The sequence below is a fragment of the Bacillota bacterium genome (assembly GCA_024653485.1).
Lineage (GTDB): Bacteria > Bacillota > SHA-98 > UBA4971 > UBA4971 > UBA6256.
Window position 1 is genome coordinate 122,889 of sequence record JANLFY010000006.1, and the last position, 23,137, is coordinate 146,025.

The 23,137-nt window shown below is 61.9% G+C and carries 24 protein-coding genes and 3 tRNA genes; 12 read left to right on the forward strand and 15 right to left on the reverse strand.

Features of this window, described 5'->3' with window-relative positions; genetic code table 11:
- The first annotated feature begins 353 nt into the window (after positions 1-353).
- On the forward strand, positions 354-587 hold the full coding sequence (locus tag NUW12_06435; GenBank protein ID MCR4402408.1) for an AbrB/MazE/SpoVT family DNA-binding domain-containing protein: 234 nt from the start codon (positions 354-356) through the stop codon (positions 585-587).
- Positions 580-1,065, forward strand: coding sequence for a PIN domain-containing protein (locus NUW12_06440; GenBank protein MCR4402409.1), 486 nt, complete (start codon positions 580-582; stop codon positions 1,063-1,065). The genes NUW12_06435 and NUW12_06440 overlap by 8 nt, the downstream gene beginning before the upstream one ends.
- A gap of 33 nt (positions 1,066-1,098) precedes the next feature.
- Here NUW12_06440 and NUW12_06445 read toward each other — a convergent pair whose 3' ends face one another.
- The 3 genes from NUW12_06445 to NUW12_06455 all read right to left on the reverse strand — a co-directional run bounded on the left by NUW12_06445 (position 1,099) and on the right by NUW12_06455 (position 4,707).
- Complete coding sequence (locus NUW12_06445; protein ID MCR4402410.1) at positions 1,099-1,581, reverse strand: BsuPI-related putative proteinase inhibitor; 483 nt, start codon at positions 1,579-1,581, stop codon at positions 1,099-1,101.
- Between the two features lie 8 nt (positions 1,582-1,589).
- A complete protein-coding gene (locus NUW12_06450) occupies positions 1,590-3,497 on the reverse strand; it encodes a S8 family serine peptidase (protein ID MCR4402411.1) in 1,908 nt (635 codons plus the stop codon).
- Positions 3,498-4,014: 517 nt separating this feature from the next.
- The gene (locus NUW12_06455; protein ID MCR4402412.1) at positions 4,015-4,707 is read right to left on the reverse strand and encodes an HD domain-containing protein; all 693 of its coding nucleotides are present in this window, start codon (positions 4,705-4,707) and stop codon (positions 4,015-4,017) included.
- A gap of 479 nt (positions 4,708-5,186) precedes the next feature.
- Here NUW12_06455 and NUW12_06460 point away from each other — a divergent pair, with 479 nt between their 5' ends.
- The 8 genes from NUW12_06460 to NUW12_06495 all read left to right on the forward strand — a co-directional run bounded on the left by NUW12_06460 (position 5,187) and on the right by NUW12_06495 (position 10,629).
- Entirely contained in the window at positions 5,187-5,624 is a 438-nt protein-coding gene (locus tag NUW12_06460; GenBank protein MCR4402413.1) for a transcriptional repressor, read from the forward strand.
- Positions 5,597-6,532 (forward strand): zinc ABC transporter substrate-binding protein, encoded by a 936-nt coding sequence (locus NUW12_06465; protein MCR4402414.1) that lies wholly within the window; start codon positions 5,597-5,599, stop codon positions 6,530-6,532. The genes NUW12_06460 and NUW12_06465 overlap by 28 nt, the downstream gene beginning before the upstream one ends.
- Before the next feature lie 32 nt (positions 6,533-6,564).
- Complete coding sequence (locus NUW12_06470; protein ID MCR4402415.1) at positions 6,565-7,389, forward strand: ABC transporter ATP-binding protein; 825 nt, start codon at positions 6,565-6,567, stop codon at positions 7,387-7,389.
- Between the two features lie 53 nt (positions 7,390-7,442).
- The gene (locus NUW12_06475; GenBank protein MCR4402416.1) at positions 7,443-8,300 is read left to right on the forward strand and encodes a metal ABC transporter permease; all 858 of its coding nucleotides are present in this window, start codon (positions 7,443-7,445) and stop codon (positions 8,298-8,300) included.
- A 401-nt stretch (positions 8,301-8,701) separates the two neighbouring features.
- Positions 8,702-9,913, forward strand: coding sequence for a DMT family transporter (locus tag NUW12_06480; protein ID MCR4402417.1), 1,212 nt, complete (start codon positions 8,702-8,704; stop codon positions 9,911-9,913).
- Positions 9,914-10,066: 153 nt separating this feature from the next.
- Positions 10,067-10,142, forward strand: a tRNA-Glu gene (locus tag NUW12_06485).
- 206 nt (positions 10,143-10,348) lie between these two features.
- A tRNA-Val gene (locus NUW12_06490) sits at positions 10,349-10,425 on the forward strand.
- A gap of 129 nt (positions 10,426-10,554) precedes the next feature.
- A tRNA-Gly gene (locus NUW12_06495) sits at positions 10,555-10,629 on the forward strand.
- An 18-nt stretch (positions 10,630-10,647) separates the two neighbouring features.
- On the opposite strand, the gene NUW12_06500 is transcribed toward NUW12_06495, so the two are convergent.
- Positions 10,648-11,112, reverse strand: coding sequence for a C-GCAxxG-C-C family protein (locus tag NUW12_06500; GenBank protein MCR4402418.1), 465 nt, complete (start codon positions 11,110-11,112; stop codon positions 10,648-10,650).
- Between the two features lie 404 nt (positions 11,113-11,516).
- On the opposite strand from NUW12_06500, the gene NUW12_06505 reads away from it, so the two are divergent.
- Entirely contained in the window at positions 11,517-12,425 is a 909-nt protein-coding gene (locus tag NUW12_06505) for a radical SAM protein (GenBank protein MCR4402419.1), read from the forward strand.
- Positions 12,426-12,581: 156 nt separating this feature from the next.
- Here NUW12_06505 and NUW12_06510 read toward each other — a convergent pair whose 3' ends face one another.
- Both NUW12_06510 and NUW12_06515 read right to left on the reverse strand, forming a co-directional pair.
- Positions 12,582-12,917: an AzlD domain-containing protein gene (locus NUW12_06510; protein ID MCR4402420.1), complete on the reverse strand. Its 336-nt coding sequence runs from the start codon at positions 12,915-12,917 to the stop codon at positions 12,582-12,584.
- A gap of 7 nt (positions 12,918-12,924) precedes the next feature.
- Positions 12,925-13,719, reverse strand: a complete 795-nt coding sequence (locus tag NUW12_06515) for an AzlC family ABC transporter permease (protein ID MCR4402421.1) — start codon at positions 13,717-13,719, stop codon at positions 12,925-12,927.
- Positions 13,720-13,967: 248 nt separating this feature from the next.
- Between NUW12_06515 and NUW12_06520 the strand changes: the two genes are divergently transcribed.
- Positions 13,968-14,462 carry a ferritin-like domain-containing protein gene (locus NUW12_06520; protein MCR4402422.1) on the forward strand — a complete coding sequence of 165 codons (495 nt, stop codon included), beginning with the start codon at positions 13,968-13,970 and terminating at the stop codon, positions 14,460-14,462.
- A 149-nt stretch (positions 14,463-14,611) separates the two neighbouring features.
- Here the strand turns inward: NUW12_06520 and NUW12_06525 are convergent, their stop codons facing one another.
- From NUW12_06525 to rpsF, 9 genes are all read right to left on the reverse strand, one after another.
- Positions 14,612-15,895: an adenylosuccinate synthase gene (locus NUW12_06525; GenBank protein ID MCR4402423.1), complete on the reverse strand. Its 1,284-nt coding sequence runs from the start codon at positions 15,893-15,895 to the stop codon at positions 14,612-14,614.
- Between the two features lie 281 nt (positions 15,896-16,176).
- Positions 16,177-17,523, reverse strand: coding sequence for a replicative DNA helicase (gene dnaB, locus NUW12_06530; GenBank protein MCR4402424.1), 1,347 nt, complete (start codon positions 17,521-17,523; stop codon positions 16,177-16,179).
- A gap of 353 nt (positions 17,524-17,876) precedes the next feature.
- The gene (gene lonC, locus NUW12_06535; GenBank protein ID MCR4402425.1) at positions 17,877-19,910 is read right to left on the reverse strand and encodes a Lon family ATP-dependent protease; all 2,034 of its coding nucleotides are present in this window, start codon (positions 19,908-19,910) and stop codon (positions 17,877-17,879) included.
- Entirely contained in the window at positions 19,907-20,374 is a 468-nt protein-coding gene (gene rplI, locus NUW12_06540) for a 50S ribosomal protein L9 (GenBank protein MCR4402426.1), read from the reverse strand. The genes lonC and rplI overlap by 4 nt, the downstream gene beginning before the upstream one ends.
- The gene (locus NUW12_06545) at positions 20,371-21,327 is read right to left on the reverse strand and encodes a YybS family protein (protein ID MCR4402427.1); all 957 of its coding nucleotides are present in this window, start codon (positions 21,325-21,327) and stop codon (positions 20,371-20,373) included. Before NUW12_06545 ends, rplI begins: the two co-directional genes overlap by 4 nt.
- A gap of 4 nt (positions 21,328-21,331) precedes the next feature.
- Positions 21,332-21,679, reverse strand: coding sequence for a MazG-like family protein (locus tag NUW12_06550; GenBank protein MCR4402428.1), 348 nt, complete (start codon positions 21,677-21,679; stop codon positions 21,332-21,334).
- 273 nt (positions 21,680-21,952) lie between these two features.
- A complete protein-coding gene (gene rpsR, locus NUW12_06555) occupies positions 21,953-22,186 on the reverse strand; it encodes a 30S ribosomal protein S18 (GenBank protein ID MCR4402429.1) in 234 nt (77 codons plus the stop codon).
- Between the two features lie 175 nt (positions 22,187-22,361).
- Entirely contained in the window at positions 22,362-22,763 is a 402-nt protein-coding gene (locus NUW12_06560; protein ID MCR4402430.1) for a single-stranded DNA-binding protein, read from the reverse strand.
- Between the two features lie 42 nt (positions 22,764-22,805).
- A complete protein-coding gene (rpsF, locus tag NUW12_06565) occupies positions 22,806-23,093 on the reverse strand; it encodes a 30S ribosomal protein S6 (protein ID MCR4402431.1) in 288 nt (95 codons plus the stop codon).
- Positions 23,094-23,137: the final 44 nt, after the last annotated feature.

The window sequence follows — 23,137 nt, forward strand, 5'->3', positions numbered from 1 at the left end:
ATCTCCGCGACCGTGTCTCCAGTGGACGGGACTTCGAGCCTCCCATCGACAGGGCATTGACATGGGTGCCTCGCAGTAATACACTTCTGGTAAGGAGCGCTCTTTCTTACATATCGACTTGACAGCCTGAGCATATGGAATTCGGCCAGCCTCGGGAGCCAGACTCCGGGCGAGCCGCGCCGCAAGCGCGCCGCCGCTCTGGAAAGGTAACACCGGAAGCCCAGGCGAGGACCTACGCCCTGAAAAGTGGCGCAACGCTATGGCCGTCCACTTGGGTCTCCCACACGACCAAAGGCCGGCAGTGGCCTCGAGGAGCCGTTCTGAACCGGGTGGCTCAGCGGAAGAGGTGCAGAATGTATAGGGCTAAGGTTACGTCCAAGGGGCAAGTCACGATCCCCATGGCAGTCCGAGAGAAGCTCGGGCTGAGGCCGGGCGATATGCTCGAGATTCGCGAGACGGCAGATGGGTACGTGATAAGGAAATGTGTGAGAGTGTCGCCTTTCGATCGGTACGTAGGGTTCCTGCGCAGCAAGGCGGGCCACACCAGCGATGGGATAGTCGAGGAAATGAGGGGTCCGAGTGATTAGCGCTGTGGACACCAACGTCTTGCTGGATATACTGGTTCCGAACACACCTCACAGCGAGGCGTCAAAGGCCCTCCTCGACCAGGCGTACGCTGAGGGTTCCCTGATAATCTGCGAGGTTGTCTACACCGAACTGCTCTGCCAATTCGAAACGTCTCATGACGTGAACGTGTTCCTCTCGGATACCGGCATACGCCTTGTGACTTCCGGCCGAGAGGCCCTCCAAGTGGCCGCCCTTGCCTGGAAAGACTATGTTTCCAGGCGTACCGGCCAACTTCAGTGTGCAAGGTGTGGGAGGTTTCAGGAAATCACCTGCGTTCAATGCGGTGCTGCTATCACGTCACGACAGCGCATAATCACTGACTTCCTCATCGGCGGGCATGCTCTCACGTGCGCAGACCGCCTGCTGTCAAGAGACAGAGGATTCTACAAGACGTACTTTCCATCTCTTAAGGTCAAGGCCAAACCCGGCCCAGAGTGACTTGCTTCCACGCTCCAGCGCGCAATGGGCCTGTCAAGGCTTGATGCCCGGAAGCACGAATGGCACTTTGGCCGTAACAAGGCGAGGTTTCGTGAGAACCTCGGCGTGAACGTTGTACTCGCCGGGCGCGACCGGAGCGCCGGTCGAATCCCTGCCGTCCCAGACAACCGAGTATACGGCTAGCTCCCCCGGGGCTATCTTTCGCTCGGTGAGCATCATGGTGGCCGCCTTGCCCGACGACCAGCGCCATACCTCGGTGCCGTCCTTCGCCGTCACCACGAAGTCGAACTGCATCCCGCTTGAGAACTGCAGACGGATGGGATCCTCGCCCGTATTGAAGGCAGCGATGGTGAACACCTGCAGCTCACGGCCGTCGACTCGGGCGTCACTTGCGCCCACCTGGATCTTGAGGTTCTCGAAGGCCCTTGCAGAGCAGCCGGAAAAGATCGCCGACATCAGCACGATCATCACCACGCCCGTGATCCATCGAATGCCTCGCGGTCTCAGCGTTCGCAACACGGAAATCACCTTCCCTTTGCTCCGGCGGAGTCAGTGCCGGCGGGGCTCCTGGGTGTAAGGCGCGCCGGGCGCACGCCGCCGTCCGCGCCAGCCTCACCTTCTGCGGCGTCCGCGCCGGCCGCGCCGGCCCTCGATAGTGGCGCCGAGCCAACGTTGATCCGCACGCGCAGGTCCACGCCGGTGACCGAGTCGCCGTTCGATGTGATCCTGCCCGGGGTGCGTCCGTAGTAATCGCCTTCATCGATCATCCCGTTGTGGTTGACGTCGATCCAGCCATACAGGTACCAGGATCCCGCCTCGACGTCCCTCACCTCGTACAACCCGCCCGGGGCAGGGTTCGCCACGGCGCTGTGGTACGTGAGCGTGGTTCCGTCGTCCTCGCCCGCAAAGACCTTCATCGTCGTCACCGACGAGCCGGTTACCGCGGCGTGGGCGTTGACCAAACCCCAACCGTGCTCACTGTCCTGCCCGGGGAATCCGAGGTCCATGGCTGTCTCACGAAGAGCATTCGCCACCGCGGCTGGTCCCCTGACCCCCGAGGCGATCATGAGGGCTGCAAGGCCCGCCACGTGCGGCGTGGCCATCGATGTCCCCGAGGCGTTCGCGAAAGAGTTGGTCGGCCAGGCGCTCAGGATATCCGCCCCTGGGGCGACCACGTCCACTTTGCTACCGTAGTTGCTCCACTCGGCTCGGACGAGGTCCGGGCCCACGGCGCCGACGGCGATGACTCTGGGATCGCGGCCGGGGTACGCAACCCACGGCTCCCCGTCGTTGCCGGCCGCCGCCACCATAGTCACGCCCCTATTGTACGCGTACTGGATGGCCTGATCCATGAACGGGTCCTCGCCCGAGCTCGCATCGCCGATCTGGAAGCTCATGTTTACCACGCTGGCTCCGTGGTCCGCGGCGTAACGCAAGGCCTCGATGATCATGGAGAGATCGAGGTAGCCCGAGCCTGAATCGTCAGTGGCCTTGAGCGGCATGATACGCACGTTCCAATTGATGCCTGCCATGCCGAGACCGTTGTTGGTCACCGCGCCTATGATCCCGGCTACGTGGGTTCCGTGGCCATTGATATCCCGCACGTATGTGCTGCGATTGTAAAAGTCGTACCCGGTGGTCATGTGGCTGGCGAGGTCCGGGTGATCCGTCTGGACGCCCGTGTCTATCACAGCCACTATGACGGACGAGCTACCCGTGGTGAAGTCCCACGCGTACGGAAGGCTGATCGCTTCGGGCCCCCACTGCCTCGAGTAGTGCGGATCGTTCGGGACTCGACGCATGACCCGGGCGCTGCCGGACGCGGCTGCGGCTCCAACGCCAACGACCGCGGAAGCCTGGCCCACGCGCGCCGTATAGTTGGGCTGCGCGTGTTCCACGAGGGGATCCTCCTTGAACCTCTCGGCGGCTTGAGCGGGATCGATGCCACGCGGAACGTCGATCACGTATATGCCCGTGCCTTCGATGGCGCGCTTTATCGTGTAGCCGTGCCGCTCAGCCGCGGCGCGGATCTCGTCGGAGGTGGCGCCAGAACGAAAACTGGCGAGGAAGTCCGACGCCGAGTAGGACGGGCCTCCCGGCGCCGCAAGGGGCTGAGTCTTGACCGTCCCCTGTACCACAACGCCCGGTGTTCCAGCCGCCGATGCCGCGCGGGTTGAGTACGCATTCTCCATGACGACGTGCCCGAGAACCCTCCCGTATACTTTGGGAGGCTGTGTGCCGCCGCCCCCTCCGGGATCTGAAGGCGGGGATGGCGGCAGCGGAGACGTGCCGAAGCTCCCCGAGGAGCATCCGGCAAGCACCACTGCTATCAAGACCATCGTCGCGGCCGTTCGTCCAAGTCCGGGCGTCGCCGCCCACGAACGTGCCGAAGCATAGGCTTGTTTGAGCCAAGAGCGTGTTCCTTCGTTCATCGTCTTCCTCCTTCTACCCTGCCGTGGCAAGCCCGCCCGCCTCAGTAACTCGGCAACCCAACGTCATCACTGCCTACCTCGTCGTCACCGCCGACCTCCGTCGGGGCCGCCGTTGGAGAAGGCGACCGCTCCCGCGCCAGCAGCGAAAGTGAGTGTGGCGGGGGCGCCAAGATGCCGGAGATAGGCATGGACGACGCCCATACCTGGAAACCGGCAGCCACATTTCAATTAGCCGAAAGCCGCTCCATATCCTGCAAACAAGACCTGTAGCTGGGCAGGTAAGTGATGGCACGCATGGAGTACTATCCCGCAAACTTCCACGAACGCCCACGGACGACTGAGCGTCATACAACGGGACTCGTTTGTGGAACGAGTGTGGGACGACTGTGGGACGAGTGTGGGACGGGGAGGTTGCTCAAGAGGAGAAAGCATGCTGGTCGGTGTGTGAAGGAGACAGTGTCAGTGAGCGTTACGATGGACCAGCCCTTGAAGTCGACCGGCTCACACCCGAAACCGCCTACGGTCGCCTGACGATCGCCCACTCGCCGCCGAAATGAGAGACGAGGTCGCTCCAGGTAAGGCCGGCCGCAGTGAGGATCTCGGCTTCAAGGGCTTTCGTCGGGATGAAGGACGCTTTGAGGAGGTCCGCTATGTCGGCGCGTCGCCCCCGTAGGTCCGCAAACCGCTCGTCTACGGTCACGAGCCGGCGCGTGACGATCTTGTCTGCGTAGAAGACGACCTTTTCCTCCCAGTTTCGTGGGTATTCCTCAGCGCTGATGATTGAGTCGAGTATGTGCCGGGCCACTATCTCCGCCAGCTCTGCACGGCCTTCATCCCGTACGATCTCCGCGGACGCCTCCGCGTGGTTGCGTGCGCCTCGCCGCACGTGCAAGTGGGATTTCCCCACGTCGTGGAGGAGCGCTCCGCCCACGACCCGCTCGACGTCGACGGCCTCGCCGCGCTCCGCTAGTCGCGAAGCTATGAGCCTCGCCACTTCAGCCACCTTGATCGAGTGTTCGATGACGCCCTCGGGCAGCGCGTGGCGACGCAGGATCTCAATATACTCCTCGCGCCCGTCGCACCACTTCGCACCGCGCGCGTGCGGCACGGCTGCTTCGCCCGCCGCCGCGTCCGTCCTATTCGCCTCTCCCCGGTCAGCGTGACAGGCCTGAAATCCCGGTCTCACGTCCCGTCCGTCCCCTCTCGTCATCTCATCATCCTGTATAGCACTATCTTCTCCGCACACTCCCCGCACGCTCGCCATGGAGCATGGAGAACGAGCGATAGAAGTCCGCCGTGGGACCGCGAATCGAGCCCCCGCACGCCTCGCCGCGCTGGCGCGACGCGCGAAGCAAGCCTCGGCAATGGGCAACCTAAACAGAAGTATACCACAGGGCGCTCGCTCCGTGAGCCAACTCCGATCGCAGGCGGCAGATGCCAGGGCATCCGATGGCAATTGCAGCTCGCGGCACCAAACCGCCACGCAGCGAGGGCGTTCCAGCACATTGCGAGGGCTGTCTTCGTGACTTGGGGCGCGCGGTCCCTGAAAGAGGACCTCCTATGCCCCTCGCGTGCTGGCGACAATGCAAGGGAACGCGGCTCGGTTCATGCTTCGTTCACCTTGACAACGAAGCAGCACTTGCGTACGCTACTAATTGAAAACCATATTCATTTAGTGGAGCGGTGTTCATGATAGACTTGGAAATGCTCCAGCGGCAACTTAAGGCCCACGGACTCAAGCTGACCCGACAGCGGCGCGCGGTGCTCCGAGTAGTCACGACCACAAATGGGCGGCTCGACGCGGCAAAGGTATGCGAGGACGCCAAGGCGGAGTGTCCCGAGATCGGTCTCACCACAGTGTACCGCACTCTTGAGATCCTCGCAGAAATGGGAGCTCTGAGGCGCCTGCATCTCCCCGATGGGTGCAGCACGTATGCCCCTGCATCACCGGGGCATCGTCATCACCTCGTATGTCTGCAGTGCGGAAAGGCCGTTGAGTTCGAAGGCTGCGACCTCGCAGCTTTCCTAGATTCTGTGGCTTCGCAGACCGGGTTCGAAGTCGAGGACCACTGGCTGCAGCTCCTGGGAAGGTGCCCGACGTGTCGACGAACGCAAAGAAGGCTGTGATGATAGCCGCGGTCGCGCTCGCGGCCGTGCTTGCGGCGCCCAGGGTCCTTCGCGCGACGCTTGGGCTTCCGCGCGAAGCGTTCCCGAGCGATTCGACGCCTGCGCGACCGAGCGAAGCGATCGATCAGACGGGTACGGCGGTGAACCGAGGCAAAGTAAAGGTTGCCGTGAGCGTTCTCCCCCAAGCCTACTTCGTGGAACGCGTCGGCGGCGACAGGGTGAACGTCTCGGTCATGGTTCCACCTGGAGCAAGCCCTCACACTTACGAGCCGGCAGCCGGCCAAATGAGGGATCTCGCCCACACGCAGATGTACGTTAGAATCCATGTGGACTTCGAGGAAGCATGGATGCCCCGCATCGTCGCGGCAAACAAACACATGCTGGTGATAGATTCCACAGAGGGAATCCAGCTTTCAGGCGACGGCGATCCTCACGTGTGGTTGTCGCCCAAGCTCGTGCGCATCCAGGTCGAGCACATCTATCGTGGGCTCGCGAAGGTTGATCCGGCAGGCCGCGAGGTGTACGAACGTAACAAGGAAGCCTTCCTCAAGGAGATGGACACACTGGATAAAGAGATCGCCAGCATCCTCGCGCCGGTGAGAGGCGGGCTCTTCATGGTGCTTCACCCCGCCTGGAGCTACTTCGCAAGGGACTACGGGCTGGAAGAGCTGCCTATAGAGGTAGAGGGAAAGGAGCCGAGCGCGCGGGAGCTCGCAGCTCTCGTCGAGAAAGCGAAGGCCCGCCGGATCCGGGTCGTCTTCGTCCAGCCTCAGGCGAGCTCGAGGACTGCTGAGGTGCTCGCGGGGCAGATCGGGGCGCGCATAAGCGTGCTGGACCCGCTCGCGCGGGATTGGGCCGCGAATCTCCGGAGGGTGGCAAAGGCTCTCGCTGACGCGCTCGCAGCATGAGCCTCCATGAAAGCTGCGGAGGGCAGCGGAGGGTGGTGTTCCGAGTGGAAGTCATATGCCTCGAAAACGTGTGGGTGCAACATGACGGCGTCCCCATTCTGGAGGACGTCAACCTCGTAGTACGGGAGGGCGACTTCCTCGGCGTGATCGGACCGAACGGCGGCGGCAAGACCACGCTTCTGAGGACCATCCTCGGCCTTGTGAGGCCCACCCGCGGCAGGGTGACGGTGCTCGGATCAAGCCCCCTGAGGGGACGCCGCTTCGTCGGATACGTGCCTCAGTACTCGTCGTTCGATCGCGACTTTCCCCTGAGCGTCTGGGACGCCGTGCTCATGGGGCGGCTCGGGCATACGGGCTGCCTTCGGAAGTACACTGATGAGGACAAGAGAGTCGCCGCCGACGCGCTTCGAGCGGTTGACGTGTTCGCTTTGAGAGACAGACAGATAGGATGCCTCTCCTGGGGGCAGCGGCAAAGGGTGCTCATAGCGCGGGCGCTCGCCACCGAGCCGAGAGTCCTCCTCCTTGACGAGCCCGCCGCATCCCTGGACAGCCGAGTCGAGGCAGGTCTGTACGATTTGCTGCGTTCGCTCAACACGAAGGTGACCATAGTCATGGTGTCCCACGACATAGGGGCGATCTCCGCCTATGTGAAGTCCATCGCGTGTCTCAACCGTAAGCTCATCTGCCACGACTCGAGGGAGATCACCAGGGATATGCTGAACATCGCGTACGAGTGCCCCGTGGACCTAATCGCGCATGGGCTCGCCCACCGCGTCCTGGACATGCACGACGAGGTCCCGGCCACGACGCGAGGCTCCGTCCCGACTGACACGACACCGACAGTCGCGAGACCGTGAAGGATCGGTAGGCCGTTCCATGGCTTTCAGAGTCTCGAGGGGGTCCGTTGAGGATGCTTCAGGCGCTACAATACGAGTTCATGAGGAACGCCCTCGTTGCGGGCATCCTGGTCAGTGTGGCATGTGGCATCATCGGGACTTACGTAGTCGTAAATAGGATCGTCTTCCTGGCGGGTGGGATCTCCCACGCGGCGTACGGTGGCATCGGCCTGGGAATCTTCCTCGGGGTAAGCCCCATCGCGGGCGCGGTCTCCTTCAGCGTCGCAGCGGCCGTGGCTATGGGCGTCGTGAGCAGGCGGGCGAGGCAGGGCGTGGACATCGCCATAGGCATAATGTGGGCGATGGGCATGGCCTTGGGCATAATCCTCATCGACATGACCCCCGGCTATTCGGCGGATCTCATGAGCTACCTTTTCGGAAGCATACTTGCGGTCCCCACGGAAGACCTAGCCCTCATGGGCGCTCTCGACCTTGTCATCATCTTGACAGTGGCCGCTCTATACAAGGAGTTCCTCGCCATCTCGTTCGATGAGGAGTTCGCCTCGGTGGTAGGCGCGCCCGTGGAACCGCTCTACCTGGTTCTTCTTGGGCTCGTCGCCCTCACCACGGTGATGGCGATGAGAGTTGCGGGTCTCATCCTGACGATCGCCCTCCTCACCATGCCGGCTGCCGTGAGCCGGCAGTTCACAGCCAACCTCGGCAAGATGATGGGGCTCTCGTGTTTCCTAGCTGCGGCGTTCGCCATCTCCGGCTTGTGGCTTTCGTACGCCTTCGACCTCACCCCTGGAGCCACCATCGTGATGGTTTCAGGCGCTGCTTTCGGACTCTCCTCCCTCTATCGCGCGTTACAGCATCGAAGGGCGGATGAGCCAGCGGCGTCCTCCGCGCCGCAATCTTTACGCCCCGCGTAGCTTCACGCCCCACGTAGCTTCACGCCTCGTATGGGTCGCCGGGCGGCATCGTGTGGCCTCCTGTGGCGTGTAGCTGCGTCCGCTTCTTCCGCGGCAAGTCTCGGAACGCTGCGGCCACGGTCGCGGCCGCGCACGCTGGGTGACCTTGCGGAAAGGCGTGACATGTGTGATGTGAGGGTGCCGCTTCGCGCTAGCGATAAAGGGCAGCACACGCCCGTGGCAGGCCACGCGATGCGTGTCTGGCGCTGCTCGCGCCCTGTCGAGACAGCGGACATCTCGGCGAGCTCCTTTGGAGCATCTTGCGCGGCGTCGGTAAACGTGCGATACTATGGCGGTGGCACCGGCAAGAGGTGACTCCGGAGCGGGATCCCCACCAGATCATATGAAAGGATTCTCAACCCATGTCAAGATCGCGCTTCGCGGTGACACAGCACACAACTTTCGAGCGCGCGTCGGCCGCACACGGGCAAGCGCGTACGCGCGCCCAGGTGGATACACTCGGAGACGCACACGCGTCCGCTCATGCCTGCGAATTCACGAATGCTTGCGGGAGCACAAGGGGAGCGACGCCAGGGGAACGCGGCACCACGCCGTGGCGGGCGGCGGACACGCGGCGGCTCGCCGCGCTCGGGGCCATCCTATTCACCACTGTGGTGTGGGGGTTGTCTTTCATCAGCACGAAGACCGTCCTCACCGCAGGCCTGACACCCGTTCAAGTCGCGTTTGCCCGGTTTTTGGTGGCGAGCGCCATCTTCATGCTGCTGCACGCCACAAGGCGCGGCCGAGGTTGGAGCGACCGGCGAGGATGCCGCGATCGAAACCACGGTTGCAATGTAGGGCGAGATGCAGAGCGTTCCGAGCCGGTGTCCCGGAGCAGGAGCCTACCTTGGTTTGCGTCTGGCACGACCATGCGGGTATTGGCCGGAGGGATTCTGGGCGTCCCCGTGTACTTCTTGCTGGAGAACGGCGGCCTTCGCCTCACGTCCGCCAGCACCGCTTCCCTCATCACCGGGACTCTGCCTGTCGTCAACGCCCTCGCCGTGGCGGCGTTCTCCCGCGAGAGAGTCACCGTCCCCCAGTGGGCGGGCATAGGCATCTCGTGCGCGGGCATTTACGCCATCGCCCAGGCCGACCTGGCATCGTCGGTCTCTGCCCGGGCGATGTTGGGAAACGCAATGGTGTTTCTGTCGGTGTGCGCATGGGTTGCATACACTGCGATCAATAGACCACTCTTGCGCCACTACGACAACCTCACCCTCAATACTTACCAGACCGTGACAGGCACTCTCTTCCTCGTGCCCTTTGCCTTGCACGACGGCGTCCCACTCGGCACATGGGGTTCGGAGATCTGGCTCAACATCGTCTATCTCGGAGTCGTGTGCTCTGCTCTGGCTTACGTGCTGCACCTATTCGCACTGGAGCATCTCGGTTCAACGGTGGTAACGAGCTGCCTGAACCTCGTGCCAGTCTTTGGGGTGCTCGGCGGGGCGTTGCTCCTCGCGGAACCTGTCTCGTGGGCAAAGGCGCTCGGCGGAATTCTGGCAATAACAGGCGCGTTCCTGGTGACCACTGGAGACGCAGCGGCGAGACAGCCGGCGACCGCCAGACAGTGAATCTGGGCGAGTCTCTCGCTCTTCTAGAGCTCCCGTGCTCTTGCACCGGACTTGACACAGGTGCTTCTGGTATGGTAGCATACAAAATGCCTCCAAGGACATTGGAGTTGGGTGCGTGCTGCACTGAGACTTGCCATTGTTGATAAAGATAGCGCTCCCATCGTCTAGGGGCCTAGGACACCGCCCTTTCAAGGCGGCGACGCGGATTCGAATTCCGCTGGGAGCGCCATTTGTTTTGTACGGGGGTCACGGGAAGAAACGGGAAGATAGCTTAGCCGCGCGCGAGATACCGCACTCGAGCCGAGGCATTCGAGCGGCGGCGGCACACACTCGCGGTCACGGAGGATCGAAGCCCCTCTTGCCTTTCAGGGTGCCGTGGGGTATAATTACATTGCGCCGGCGATAAAGGTGGCGCGACGGTATTACGGTTTGTGTGGTCGCTTAGCTCAGTAGGTTAGAGCGCTACGCTCACATCGTAGAGGTCGCTGGTTCGAGTCCAGCAGCGACCACCATGTATTTCTTCTCAGCCTGGCAGGCGCGTCGTGGTCTGTCACAGTTGACTGTAACGATGCGAGAGGATATACTAAAGGTGAACGCGCGAGGCGCGTAACCTCGTCATAACATACAAGAACATTTGACGAGCGGATGTGGCTCAGTGGTAGAGCATCGGCTTCCCAAGCCGAGGATCGCGGGTTCGAATCCCGTCATCCGCTCCATTTTTGTGCCCTGAATCGCTATGAGGGCCGGGGGTTTGTCGCCGCCAGCAGCTCGCAGATCTTCTCGGCGGCAAAGCGCACCGCCGGACAGCATCTCTCGGTGTGAGCGTACTCCTTGTATCTCCTTTGTCCCTCCTCGGTTCGGAAATCCACGCCGGAGATGTCCTTGCACATCACGGTTCCGAACTTCTCCACGAACTCGTCGACGAAGCGCCCCATGGTGCTGTATGACGGATCTCTCGCCTCCGCCGTGCTCATGCGCCCCATTGCAAGACCGACGGCTAGCGCCGCGCCGCTCACCGCACCGCATGTGTAGCCCCTGCGCGCCAGCCCCCCGCCGAAAGCCGTAGCCGCTGCGGGCACGCGGTCGTGCTCAAGTCCGAGGGCATCGCACACGGCCTTGAGCGTTGCTTCGGCGCAGTTGAATCCCCCATCGAAGTACGACACCGCGAGTCTACCAACGTCTACGTCAGCGCGCGCCATCTGGAATCCTCCTTCGCTTGGATCTCCGTGCCGCTGGGCTGCTTGTCTCAAAGCCGACACCGGAGCTAGGTTGCAGCCGCCCCGCCCAAGGCCCGAACGCTTGACCGGGGAACCTCTCCTCCGAATTGAACATCTTCTTCACACGGAGTCTATTTGCTTCATTCCTCTCCATTCCTGCTCGCCACCGGCAAAGAGGATCTCGTCGACCTTAAACGAAGGAGCATCGACGGTAAACCGGACGAGGCCGGAGGAGTATCAGGAGGGTATCATAGGAATGTAACGTCGAGTTGCCGCGAGCTGTCGCGGATCCCTTTCGTTATCGGCTGGCGAGCAACACCCGGGTGCCGGTGCAAGCCCGACAAAATGGAACTTCAAGGCGACGGGCCCGACTGGGAGGATTGACGATGAGACACGTGGGCATGTACAGGGGCCTTTGGGAGAAAGGCGAGCTTTCCACCCGCATGGACCAGGCATGGAAGCGTCTCGAGGTCTGCCGCCTCTGCGCCCAGGAATGCGACGCTCGCAGGCTCGCCGGGGAGCGAGGTGTATGCAAGGCCGACGACACTGTGCAGATATCCAGCTACGGTCCGCACTTTGGCGAGGAGGAGCCGCTCGTGGGCAAACACGGTTCGGGCACGATCTTCTTCACCGGGTGCAACCTCCGCTGCGTCTTCTGTCAGAACTGGGACATAAGCCAGATGCGCGTCGGACGCACCGTGTCGACGGCGGAGCTCGCCGACATCATGCTCGAGCTCCAAGACATGCGCTGCCACAACATAAACCTTGTGACCCCTACACACTACATGCCGCACATCCTCGCCGCTCTCGTCGTCGCCTGCGACCGAGGTCTCGAGCTGCCTCTCGTGTATAATTGCGGAGGCTACGAGTCCCTTGCGGCGCTAGAGCTTCTCGACGGTGTCATCGACATCTATATGCCGGACGTGAAATACGCCGACCCTGAAACCGGTCTCCGCTACTCGCACGCTAAGGACTACCCCAAGGTAGTCAAGGTCGCCCTCAGGGAGATGCACCGCCAAGTGGGAGACCTCCAGATCGACCGAGACGGCGTTGCTTGGCGAGGCCTTCTCGTCCGCCACTTGGTCCTGCCTGGAGGGCTCGCTGGGACCGCCGAGATCGTCAAGTTCATCGCGGACGAGATATCGCGCGACACGTACATAAACATCATGTCGCAGTATAGGCCGGAGTACCGTGCCCGGAAGTATCCACCACTCGACCGTCCGATAACGGGGCGGGAGTACGAGGAAGCGGTACGCCTTGCCCGCGAGGCGGGTCTCCATAGGTTTGCTCGTTAATCCGCCTGGTTCGGCCGCGCGGCGGGATCTCGCCGTGACTGCGCGAGCTCCTCTCGCTGGGCGCTCCTTGCCTCGCGCGTCCGCTCCGCCGCTCGGCTCCACAGCCCGGCGGCACCGTCCGGCGGCACCGCTCGGTTCCACAGCCCGGTGTCGTGGTCACGCGCTCACGCCCAACGCCCGCAGGGCAATCACGCAGCCGACGCCCACCACGACCGGCAGGAGCAAGCTCCTGGTCCTCCACGCCACGATGACCGTGGGCACCGACGCAATGAGATAGACGTTCTCGCTCCGCAACGCCAGCTTGCCGCCGGTCACGAGGATACCCTGCGCTCCGAGCGCCGCGAGCACGGCCGGCGCCACGTACGATAGCCACGTCTTGAGCCACGACGGCATCCCGATTCGCGACAGAGCCACCAGCGGCAGCGCCCGCGCGAGGTACGTCACAACGAACATGCCCGCCACCATCAAGGCTATGGAAGGCCTTACACTCAAGTCGTGCTCACCGCCTTGCCCCACCTCGCCGCGTCTCCCCATGCCCGCACTGTCGATGGTCGTCTGGCGACGGCCCGCCGCCCGATCCGCGGGCCCGCCCGGTTCCGTCCAGGGCAGTTCCCACGGAGGCCGCGACGAGAGTGGCGATCACCGTGGACCACCCGCCTAGCGGGCTCACCGCCACGGCGATTGCGACCGTCGCCGCTACGGCGGCCACAAGGAGCGCGATACGTGTGTTCACTTGCATCACCAAGAGGCAAATGAACATCGCAGGAAGGGCGAAATCCATCCCCAGCCTCGACCCGTCCCCCAATGTGGACCCGAGCAACGCTCCGGCTAGCGAGGTCGCGATCCAAGCGGCGTACGAAACGAGGTTGAGGCCTGCCACCTCCCTCCAGTCCGCCGGCTCGTCCGGGGGAAACGCGCCTACCGCGACGCCGTACGTCTCATCGGTTATCCCGAACGCGATGACCGCTAGCAGGCGCTGAGTTATGTGCCTCAGCCTGGGTAGGAGGGACATGCTATATAGCACGTGCCTCAGGTTCACAAGGAGAGTGGTGCCAACCACTCCGGCGGCCGCCGCCCCAGACGCTATCAGGCCGCACGCTATGAATTGGGCTGACCCGGCGTACACGAGAGCCGACATGAGGGTAGCCTCAGCGGGCGATAGTCCTGCTTGGCGCGCGATCACCCCATAGGCGAGGCCGATGGGAGCATATCCCATCACCACGGGAACCGCGAGCCTCGCTCCCCGCGCGAACCTGAGCGGTCCCGCCCTTCCTCTCCCTCGCCCTCGCACCATCGCGCTGTCCCTTCCAGGCTTGCCTACCATACCGGCTGCTCCGCTCCTTTTGCTCTGCTCCTTGTCGTTTGGCACCATGATTTCTCCGTGTCCACCCGTTTCCCTTCCGTTCCGAAACGCAGACAAGGTCGAGGCTTGGTGGGTGTGGCGCCGGAAAGGTGCAGACACCGTACCGGGCACCGAGGCATACAGTGAACTGAAAGACTTTGGCTCTCCTGGCGAGAAGAGCTCCTGGGAGGTGAATTCACATGGCTGAGGAAGAGCGCACAGAGCGCGGCTATCTCCATCCTCCGTATAGAATCCCTGCCCGTGAGCGGGAGGAGATCCTTGCCGGACTCAACCTCGATCTCATGTGGGAATACGCCGCCATGATTCAGTACATTCAGCACGCGAGCATGCTCACAGGGCCGGAGTACGTCGCCGTGATCGAGGAGGAGCTGGAGCACGCCCGGGATGAGCACGAGCACAGCGTGATACTGACCGACCTCATTCAGTACCTGGGCGGTGTGCCCACGGTGGAGGTGGCGGAACGTGCCGTGTCAGCCGACAACAGGACCATGCTCGCCCAGGACCTTCAAGGCGAGTACGACGCCATAGGCCGCTACCTTACACGCATCCAGCAGCTCGAGGCGGTGGGGCTGTACGACTCGTCGCAGAAGATCCGCAACATAGTCGTGGTGGAACAAGAGCACGCCATAGACCTCGAGAAAGCTCTCGGCATCCGGCGGACCGGCCAGGTATGAGCCGGGCAAGCGAAAGCGGGCAAGCACGAGCGGAAGGATACCGCCGCTCGCCGGGCGCCACACGCGAGGGGGCAGGGTCCGAAGCCGTGCTTGCTTACTCTCATTCGCCCCCTCGCTCACTCACGCCCAACACACGTGGCCTGGTGCCGCTAAAAGACCTCGCCGAGGATGAGGGTCTGCGTTCTCTCTTTGCCTGTGGAGACTATCAAGACAGGCGCGCCCGCAAGCTCGGCCATACGAGCCAGGTAAGCCTTTGCGTTCGCGGGAAGGTCTTCGTAGTTCCCGACTGCGCATGAGCCCTCTGGCCATCCGGGCAGGTCCTCGTAAACCGGCTCGCACTCCGCAAATACCTCCTGGTTCGCTGGGAAGTCCCTCAGAATGCAGCCGTTGTGCCTGTACGCAGTGCACACTCGCACCGTTGGAAAACCTGAAAGGGTATCGAGATGAGTGACGGCCAGGCCATCGAGGCCGTTCACGCGCACCGCGTGACGCACTATGACAGCATCCAGCCAGCCGCAGCGTCTCGGACGTCCGGTCACCGTGCCGTATTCCTGCCCGCGCTCACGGATCCTGTCTCCCATCTCGTCTTTCAGCTCTGTGGGCATGGGGCCCGCCCCCACCCGGCTGGTGTAGGCCTTGGTAACCCCGATGACCTTGGAGATCTTCCTGGGACCCACCCCTGTGCCGGGCGCGATTCCACCGGCTGTGGGAGACGACGAAGTCACAAACGGGTATGTGCCATGATCCACGTCCAACATAGTGCCCTGGGCGCCCTCGAAGAGCACGTTCTTGCCGCTGTCGATGGCGTCGTTGAGAAGCACAGAGGTGTCGGTGACATGCGGCCTGATGCGCCCGGCGAACCTCGACGCCCAATCCATGAGATCGTCCTTGGAGAAGCCTTTCGCTCCGTACACGCGCTCGATGACCCTGTTCTTGATGGGAAGCACCACATCGAGCCTTGATGACAGCGCGTCGGCGTCCACTAGATCCACGATCCTCACGCCGAGCCTCGCGACCTTGTCTGTGTAGGTTGGCCCGATTCCCCTTCCTGTGGCTCCGATGCGGGCCGCGCCTTTCTCCTCTTCCTCGAGCTTCTCAATGAGAAGGTGGTAGGGCATGATCACGTGAGCCTTGTCGCTGATCCGGAGGCCGTCGAGATTGACGCCTTTGCCCTCGAGGTAGTCCATCTCCTCCACTAGCCAAGCAGGGTCGACCACGACCCCGTTTCCGATGACGTTGAACTTCCCCGGATAGAAGATGCCCGAAGGTATGAGTTTCAGTTTGAAGATCTCACTGCCTATCTGCACAGTGTGGCCGGCGTTGTTTCCTCCCGAGTACCGCGCCACCACGTGCGCTCGGCTGGCGAGCAGGTCGGTGACCTTTCCTTTTCCTTCGTCGCCCCATTGGGCTCCTACTACCGCTACTGCGGGCACGAGGCCCACCTCCCTCCGTCGCTCTCCGCAGGCTCCCGCCTAGATCCGACCGGGCGAGTTCTAGTCAAGGCCCAGTCTGCTTCGGGCTTCGGCAGCCTGTTGCCTGTTCTGTTAGGTTCTCCCTCATGCACGCCGGGTATGATACCAAAGCGGAGGAATCGTGTCAACATCACGTGAGGCATCCGTCAGATAACTCGCGGTCGCTCCGGCGTGCATTAGCGAGCGACCCGCCCGTATCCGCTTCCATCCCAAGAGTATGAGCGGCCCTGGGCAGCGAAGGTTCATTGTGTCTTCCGAAAGCGCTCGAGGTTCTCGAAACGGGTGTACTCCTTGTGCCACATCAGCTCCACTGACCCCGTCGGACCGTTTCGTTGCTTGGCTACAATGACCTCGGCTATGTTCTTTTTCTGCGTGTTCTTGTTGTAGTAGTCCTCCCGGTAGATGAAAGCGACTACGTCAGCGGAGGTCTCGATCTCTCCGCTCTCCTTGAGATGGCTGAGGAGCGGGCGTCGCTCTGCAGCGGCCTCCACTGCTCTACTGAGCTGGGCAAGGGCGACCACCGGCACTTTCAGCTCTCGTGCGAGGGATTTCAGAGACCTCGTGATCTCCGCGATCTCCTGCTGTCTGCTCTCCGTGCGACCGCGCCCCTGGATGAGCTGGAGGTAGTCTATGACTATGAGCCCGAGGCCGTGCTCTGCTTTGAGCCTTCGCGACTTCGCCCTGATGTCGAGGGCCGTGAGGGACGGACTATCGTCGATGAATATCGGCGCCTCGCTGAGCCGACCTAGACCGTATGACAGGCGCTTCCAGTCCTCGTCGACGAGTTGTCCCCTGCGCAACCTCTGCCCGTCCACCTTCGCCTCAGAGGACAGCAGACGCATCGCCAGCTGCTCGCGGGACATCTCCAGGCTGAAGATGATGACGGGTATCTTCTCGCTCAAAGCTGCGTGCGCCGCGATGTTCAGGGCGAAGCTGGTCTTTCCCATGGACGGCCTCGCCGCAATGATGATGAGGTCGGATGGCTGGAGCCCCGTAAGCATGGCATCGAGATCGGTGAATCCCGTAGGAACTCCTGTGACCTTCCCCTTGCTTTCATACAGCTTCTCGATGCGCTCAAATGTACCGACCAGCACCGCCTTAATGTCCGCAACGCTTTGCCTGCCACGCTGCTGCGATAGAGAGAAGATCATCTGCTCAGCTTGGTCCAGGGCGAGCTCGACGTCTTCCGCGCCCTCGTAGCCTAGTGCAGCTATGGCCGTCCCCGTCTTGACGAGCGACCGATACAGGGATTTCTCCTTAACGATTCTCGCGTAGTACTCCACGTTTGCCGCGGTGGGCACCACACCGGCGAGCGTCGTTATGTAAGGTATCCCTCCAACCCGCTCGAGGGCGCCGTGTCTCCTAAGCTGCTCCGTGACGGTTACGAGGTCGATGGGCTCCCCCCTGTCGTACATGCTGACTATGGTCTCGAAAATCGTCCTGTGCGCGTCCTTGTAGAAATCGTCCGCGGTCACGATATCGAGGGCTTTCACTATAGCGTCTTTCTCGAGCAGCATGGAGCCAATGGTAGCCTGCTCCGCCTCTGTATTCTGCGGTGGCACCCTCTCCAGTCCAACTGCAGTCTCCATGCGATTCGTTCCCTCCGTGTCCTCAGCCCTGGTTTTCTCGGATTCCGGTGATGGCAGCCCGGTCAGCTCGAGCAGCCCAAGGAAAACCCCTCGAGCACCGGTGTACATTCATAGACCCGACTGTGGCTGCGGCCCTGGAAACGGGCGGTCCCGCGACCCAACCTTTCCAAGTAACATTATTGCCACAATTCGGGTTACAATATGGCCCTAGACCCGTGATCACCCAGTTATCTGCGTTGTCTGAGCGTACGCTCACCCACAGCGCCCGCGCGACATGTCGATGGAAGGCTCAGCCAGCACCCGAAAAGGGCACGATCTCTGAGTGCAGCGAGATCCTGCCACGCAGATCCGGACTACACCGCCTGGCTCTGCAGGCCGTTCGCGCTCTGGAGGCCACCACCGGCATCCGGCAGTGCGGTTTCCGGGAGAAGCTCGCCTTCCATCTCGCACCAGCCGTGATTCGCGAGGGCACCTCCCTCGAAAACGTGCGCGATGACGTCCTCGATTCGCTCGACCGGCACAACTTCGATCCCTCGCAGGTCAGGCGGGACGTCTTTCGCGTTCTCCGTGGGAACGATGACCTTCCTCATGCCGGCCTGCCTCGCCCCGTATATCTTCTCGAACACTCCGCCGACGCCCTTCACCCTGCCTTGGATCGATATCTCGCCTGTGATCGCCACATCCTGCCTCACCGGCGTCCCGGTCACGGCACTGAGGATGGCGACGAGAATCGCGCTCCCGGCGGACGGGCCGTCTATCAGGCCTCCTCCGACGACGTTCACGTGCACGTCGTAGTCCGCGAGATCCTTGCCGGTGATTTTCCGAAAGACGGAGGCCGCGTTGAACACCGAGTCCTTCGTCATGCTCCCCGCGGTGTCGTTGAACCTGATGGTGCCCTTGCCGCCCTCACGCGCCGGGAAGGCTATGGCCTCCATCTCGATGACAGTGCCTACGAAGTCGCTTACGCCCAGGCCGAACACATGCCCTACCTCCGCACGGTCCTGGGCCTTCACCAGCACGTATGGGGACATTCGGGCGTTCCTGATGACCTCACGCACGTGTTCCTTCGTAACCGTGAGCCTGCGCAGCTTCTCGCCCGCACGGTATATCGCGAGGCCCATCGCGTCTGCCAGGATGGCCGTAGACTTCCTGCCCTCTATCGTGTAATCGCTTATGAGATCCGACACCCCTGGTTCCAGCCTGACCTTCATGCGGCGCGCCGCGTCTTCCACGATCTGTTTGACGTGAGCGCATGTCAAAGGTTCGAAGTACACCTCGGCCGTTCTTGATCTTATGGCCGGGTTTATGCTCGAGGGATCGCGGGTCGTCGCGCCGATGAGAATGAAGTCCGCCGGGGCCCCGTCCTCGAAAAGCTTCTTGATGTACTTCGGCACGTGAGGGTCAGATGGGTCGTAGTACGATGAGTCGAAGCGCACCCGCTTGTCCTCGAGCACTTTCAGAAGCTTATTCAGGAGGATCGGGTCCATCTCCCCGATTTCGTCGATGAATAGGACGCCCCCGTGAGCCTCGGTGACGAGTCCGACCTTGGGTTCAGGCACGCCCGTCTCAGCAAGGTCTCGCCTAGCTCCCTGGTAGATTGGATCGTGCACCGATCCCAAGAGGGGGTTGGTGACCTCGCGCGGGTCCCATCTGAGGGTGGCCCCGTCGACTTCAACGAACTTGGCGTTCTTGGAGAAGGGCGTGAACTTGAGCTTCTTGGCTTCCTCCAGTACGAGCCGCGCCACCGTGGTCTTGCCTACCCCCGGAGGACCGTACAATATCACGTGTTGGGGGAAGGGGGACGCTATCTTGGAGAGAAGGGCCTGAATTGCCCGCTCCTGGCCCACTACCTCACTTAAGCGACGCGGCCTCAAGAGCTCCGCAGCTGACCTGGAAAGTTGTCTCGCCTCGAGCTTCTCGAGCTCAGCATATTTCCTCAGCGTGTGCGCATTGTCGGCGGGACCCTCTTCCTTGAGGATCTGCATTCTCACCTCTCGCACGTACTCTTCGTGCTTCTTGCGCATTCGCTCCGCGATACGCTTCTCGAGCCTGCCCTCCACCTCGCGCCTTGCGAGGATGTCAGCGATCTCGTTCTCGACCTCGCCTATCACGTCACGTATGTCTTTGCCAGGCGGAATATCCTCGATGGTAGGGTCGTCGAAGACGAGGCGCTCTAGGGCGATCACCCGGTCACGCAGAGCCTCGGATTTCATGAGCTCCAGCGCTTCCAGTTTCCCAGCTTTGAGGACGAGCTTGTCAGCGCCGTAGACGTGGGCAAGAACGCCCATGAGCGCTGAGACCTGTCTCTGAAGCTCGTCCCCAGCCCTTGCGGATACCGTCGGCTGTGCGCTGAGTCCTTTGAATATCCTCGTTATGATGCCATTCATCCATCCTGGTCCCCTTCCGACTGAGGCTCCACGTCAACCAGCACTCTTGCGGCGACTTGAGGATGGAGCCTTATCGGGATCGTGTACGAGCCCACCGCCTTGATGGGGTCGGAGAGCTCGATTTTCCTTCTGTCGACTTCCACGCCGATGACCTCGCGTATAGCGTCGGCGATGTCCCTTGCCGTGACTGACCCGAAGAGGCGGCCTCCCTCTCCGCTCTTACGGCGGATCGTGATCCCCCCAGACGCCAGCTCCTGCGCAAGCTTCCGGGCGAGAGCAAGCTCCTTGTCTGCCTTCCTTTCAACGGCAATCTTCTCCGCCTCGAGGACCCTGAGGTTTCGTTCTGACGCCTCGATCGCAAGCCCGCGGGGGATGAGGTAGTTACGGGCATATCCATCGGCCACCTTCACCGTGTCGCCCTCTCGCCCAAGCCCCTTGACATCTTGCTTCAGGATCACCTTCATGTTCTCTTCCCCCCGCTTTCCACGGAAAGCTTGCGAAAATCGAACCACGCGTCGAATAACCCCACCCACGACACTATCTGCAAGACGGTCGGGTTCAGGATCGCGAACACGCCTAGCAGGATCCTCACGGCAGTGTTCAGGCGGTAGCGGTTCATGAGATACCAGCCCAGCGCGATCCCCTGTACAAGGAAAAGAGTGCTGAAGATGGATAATAGGTTTGCTCCCGCCTTCCAGACGAGAGGAGCTCCCCTGGCCTGGCCGAGCATGGAGAGAGCGAGGGCGGCGACGTATCCCCATCCGAAAGGCCACGAGATCCTCCATCTGTCGAAGGGCGGTATCTCTTCCATCCTGTAGCCCAGCCTGCCCAGCACGAGCCGCGCGAGAAGGTAGTTGACCCCTGCGACCCCCACAACGGCCATCGCGAGCGACGCTGGCAAGATGATCTTGGCTACCTCCAGGAGCTGGGTCATCTGAGTCTGCACCTGCTGAAGTTGAGCCTCTGGCAGTCCGAGGCTCCGATAAAAGTCCATTGCAGAGCTCAGGCTCTTCCTGAACGTCTCCTCCAGCTCCGCGGGGCTAAACCCGCCGAGCCAAGCACTCACCCCCAACACGAACGCCATGGAAACCGCCACCGCTACGCTCGTTACAAGAAGCGTGCGAAGGGGCGTAAACCGTTTTCTTATGCACCAGGCGAGCGTGATGCCTATGACGCCTACCTTCGCCAAGACCGTTAGCCCCTGAAGGGGACCAACTATCATGCTAGTAGCGGCTATAGTAACCACGGTGGCCCACGCGCCCACCTCCACACCCCGTCTGACCACGAGCACGACGATGGGCAGCGGGTACACCAGAGCGAAGACCGGGACATAAGCATCAAGGACACAGAAGACGGTAGCTATAGCTATGAGAAGTGCGCTCTCCACCAAAGTTCTGGTGGCAATGGAACGGGGCATCCCCTCACATCTTCCTCTCAGACAAGTGCCTCTTCAAGGCTGAGAAATCACCATACCACGTCTCGATCTCGTGGTTCTGCTCTATGTTGGCCTTGATCTTTTCCCTTATCCTTGCGTCAAGAGCGGAGTGAGGCAGGCCAAGGCGCTTGCCAAGAAGGTAGCACGCCACGACTATGTTTGCAAGAGAGTCCGCGCAAGCCTCATCGCTCGTTTTCATCATCCCTTTGAAAAGGGATGCGATGTTCACCACGAGCTCCGTTTTGAGCCACTCGATGGTCTTGAGGTTGCGGGCGATGTCCGCCCGGGAGATGATCTCCTGCTCCCTGGCTCCGGCGTCTTCCAGAAAGGCCATACGGTCCCCTGCCCCCCTCTGCCCGATGAGGCCACGGCGTTCGTCTCACTTATTCTCTAGTTTTGCGTGGTTATCCTTCACGGGAACTCAAACAATTGCTGCCATGATTGGGAGGCCAGCAGAAGCGCTCCGCAGCGAGGGAGGCCGGACCGTCTCCAGATATCGCGCACCTCGCTGCCCGGATTTGCCACGGGAGACTGCTCCCAAAAGCGGGAGGGGGCTCTCCCCCCTCCCGCCGGAAGAACAATGCGTCCGCCCTTGGGACCCCGCTGCTCATTGCTCGGCGCTGAACGGCAAGAGCGCAACAAGGCGGGCTCTCTTGATGGCGGCTGTGACCTGGCGCTGATGCCTCGCGCAGTTCCCGGAGATACGTCGAGGTATTATCTTGCCTCTCTCTGTGATGAATCTCCTGAGTCGCGCCACGTCTTTGTAATCCACGGCCTCTATCTTGTCCACGCAGAAGCCACAAACGCGCTTCTTCGACTTACGCCCCTTTTCACGTCTCATGTCAATTCCTGGTTCTAGAACCTCACACACCTGGCAGGCGCCAGATTTGCGAGCCGGCCTCCCTTGACCAGGCTTTCTCTCCTTTCGGGCTGGACTCGCCCGCCCGTCTCGAGCAGGCGTCGTGACAGGGAGACCTCAGCCTGGGTATCGCACCCGGTGAGTTGGCCTCGGCAGATCAGAACGGCAGGTCGTCGCCTGGGCCGGCCGCGTCATCCGGGAATCCTTGACTCGGCACCTCCTGACCGCCCTGCATGCCATCCTTACCTCGGTCGAGAAACTCCACCCTGTCGGCGACCACCTCAGCCACGCGGCGCTTCTGCCCCTCGGCAGTCTCGTACGACCGGATCTGAAGCCGCCCCTCTACACCGACCAGCCGGCCCTTCGCAAGGTAGTTGGCGCAGTTCTCCGCCTGGGCGCGCCAGACCACCACATCGATGAAATCCGCTTCTCTCTCTCCTTGCTGGTTGGTAAACGGGCGGCTCACTGCCACCGTGAACCTGGCAACGGCGACTCCGTTCTGGGTGTAGCGGAGCTCCGGTTGTTGTGCCAGCCTCCCCACGAGAAGGACCTTATTCACCGTCGCACACCACCCTGCCCCGGGCGCCGCCCGGGCTGCTTGCTAGTCGCCCTTTCTCACAATGAGATGCCTTATCACATTGTCCGTGATGCGAAAGACCCGTTCGAGCTCGCGCGCAACCCCAGACTCCGCAGAGAAGTCCATGACCACGTATATGCCCTCTGTATAGCCTGCGATCTCGTACGCGAGCCGTCGTTTGCCCCACCTGTCCACGTTGTTTACCGTGCCGCCTCCGCCTGTCACGAGGTCCTGGATCTTCGCCACCGTGCTGCTCACGGCTTCCTCCTCCAGGTCGGGCTTGACGATGAACATAGCCTCGTAGTCGCGCATCTCGTTCACCTCCCTCTGGACATATGGCTCCACGTCTCGCGTGG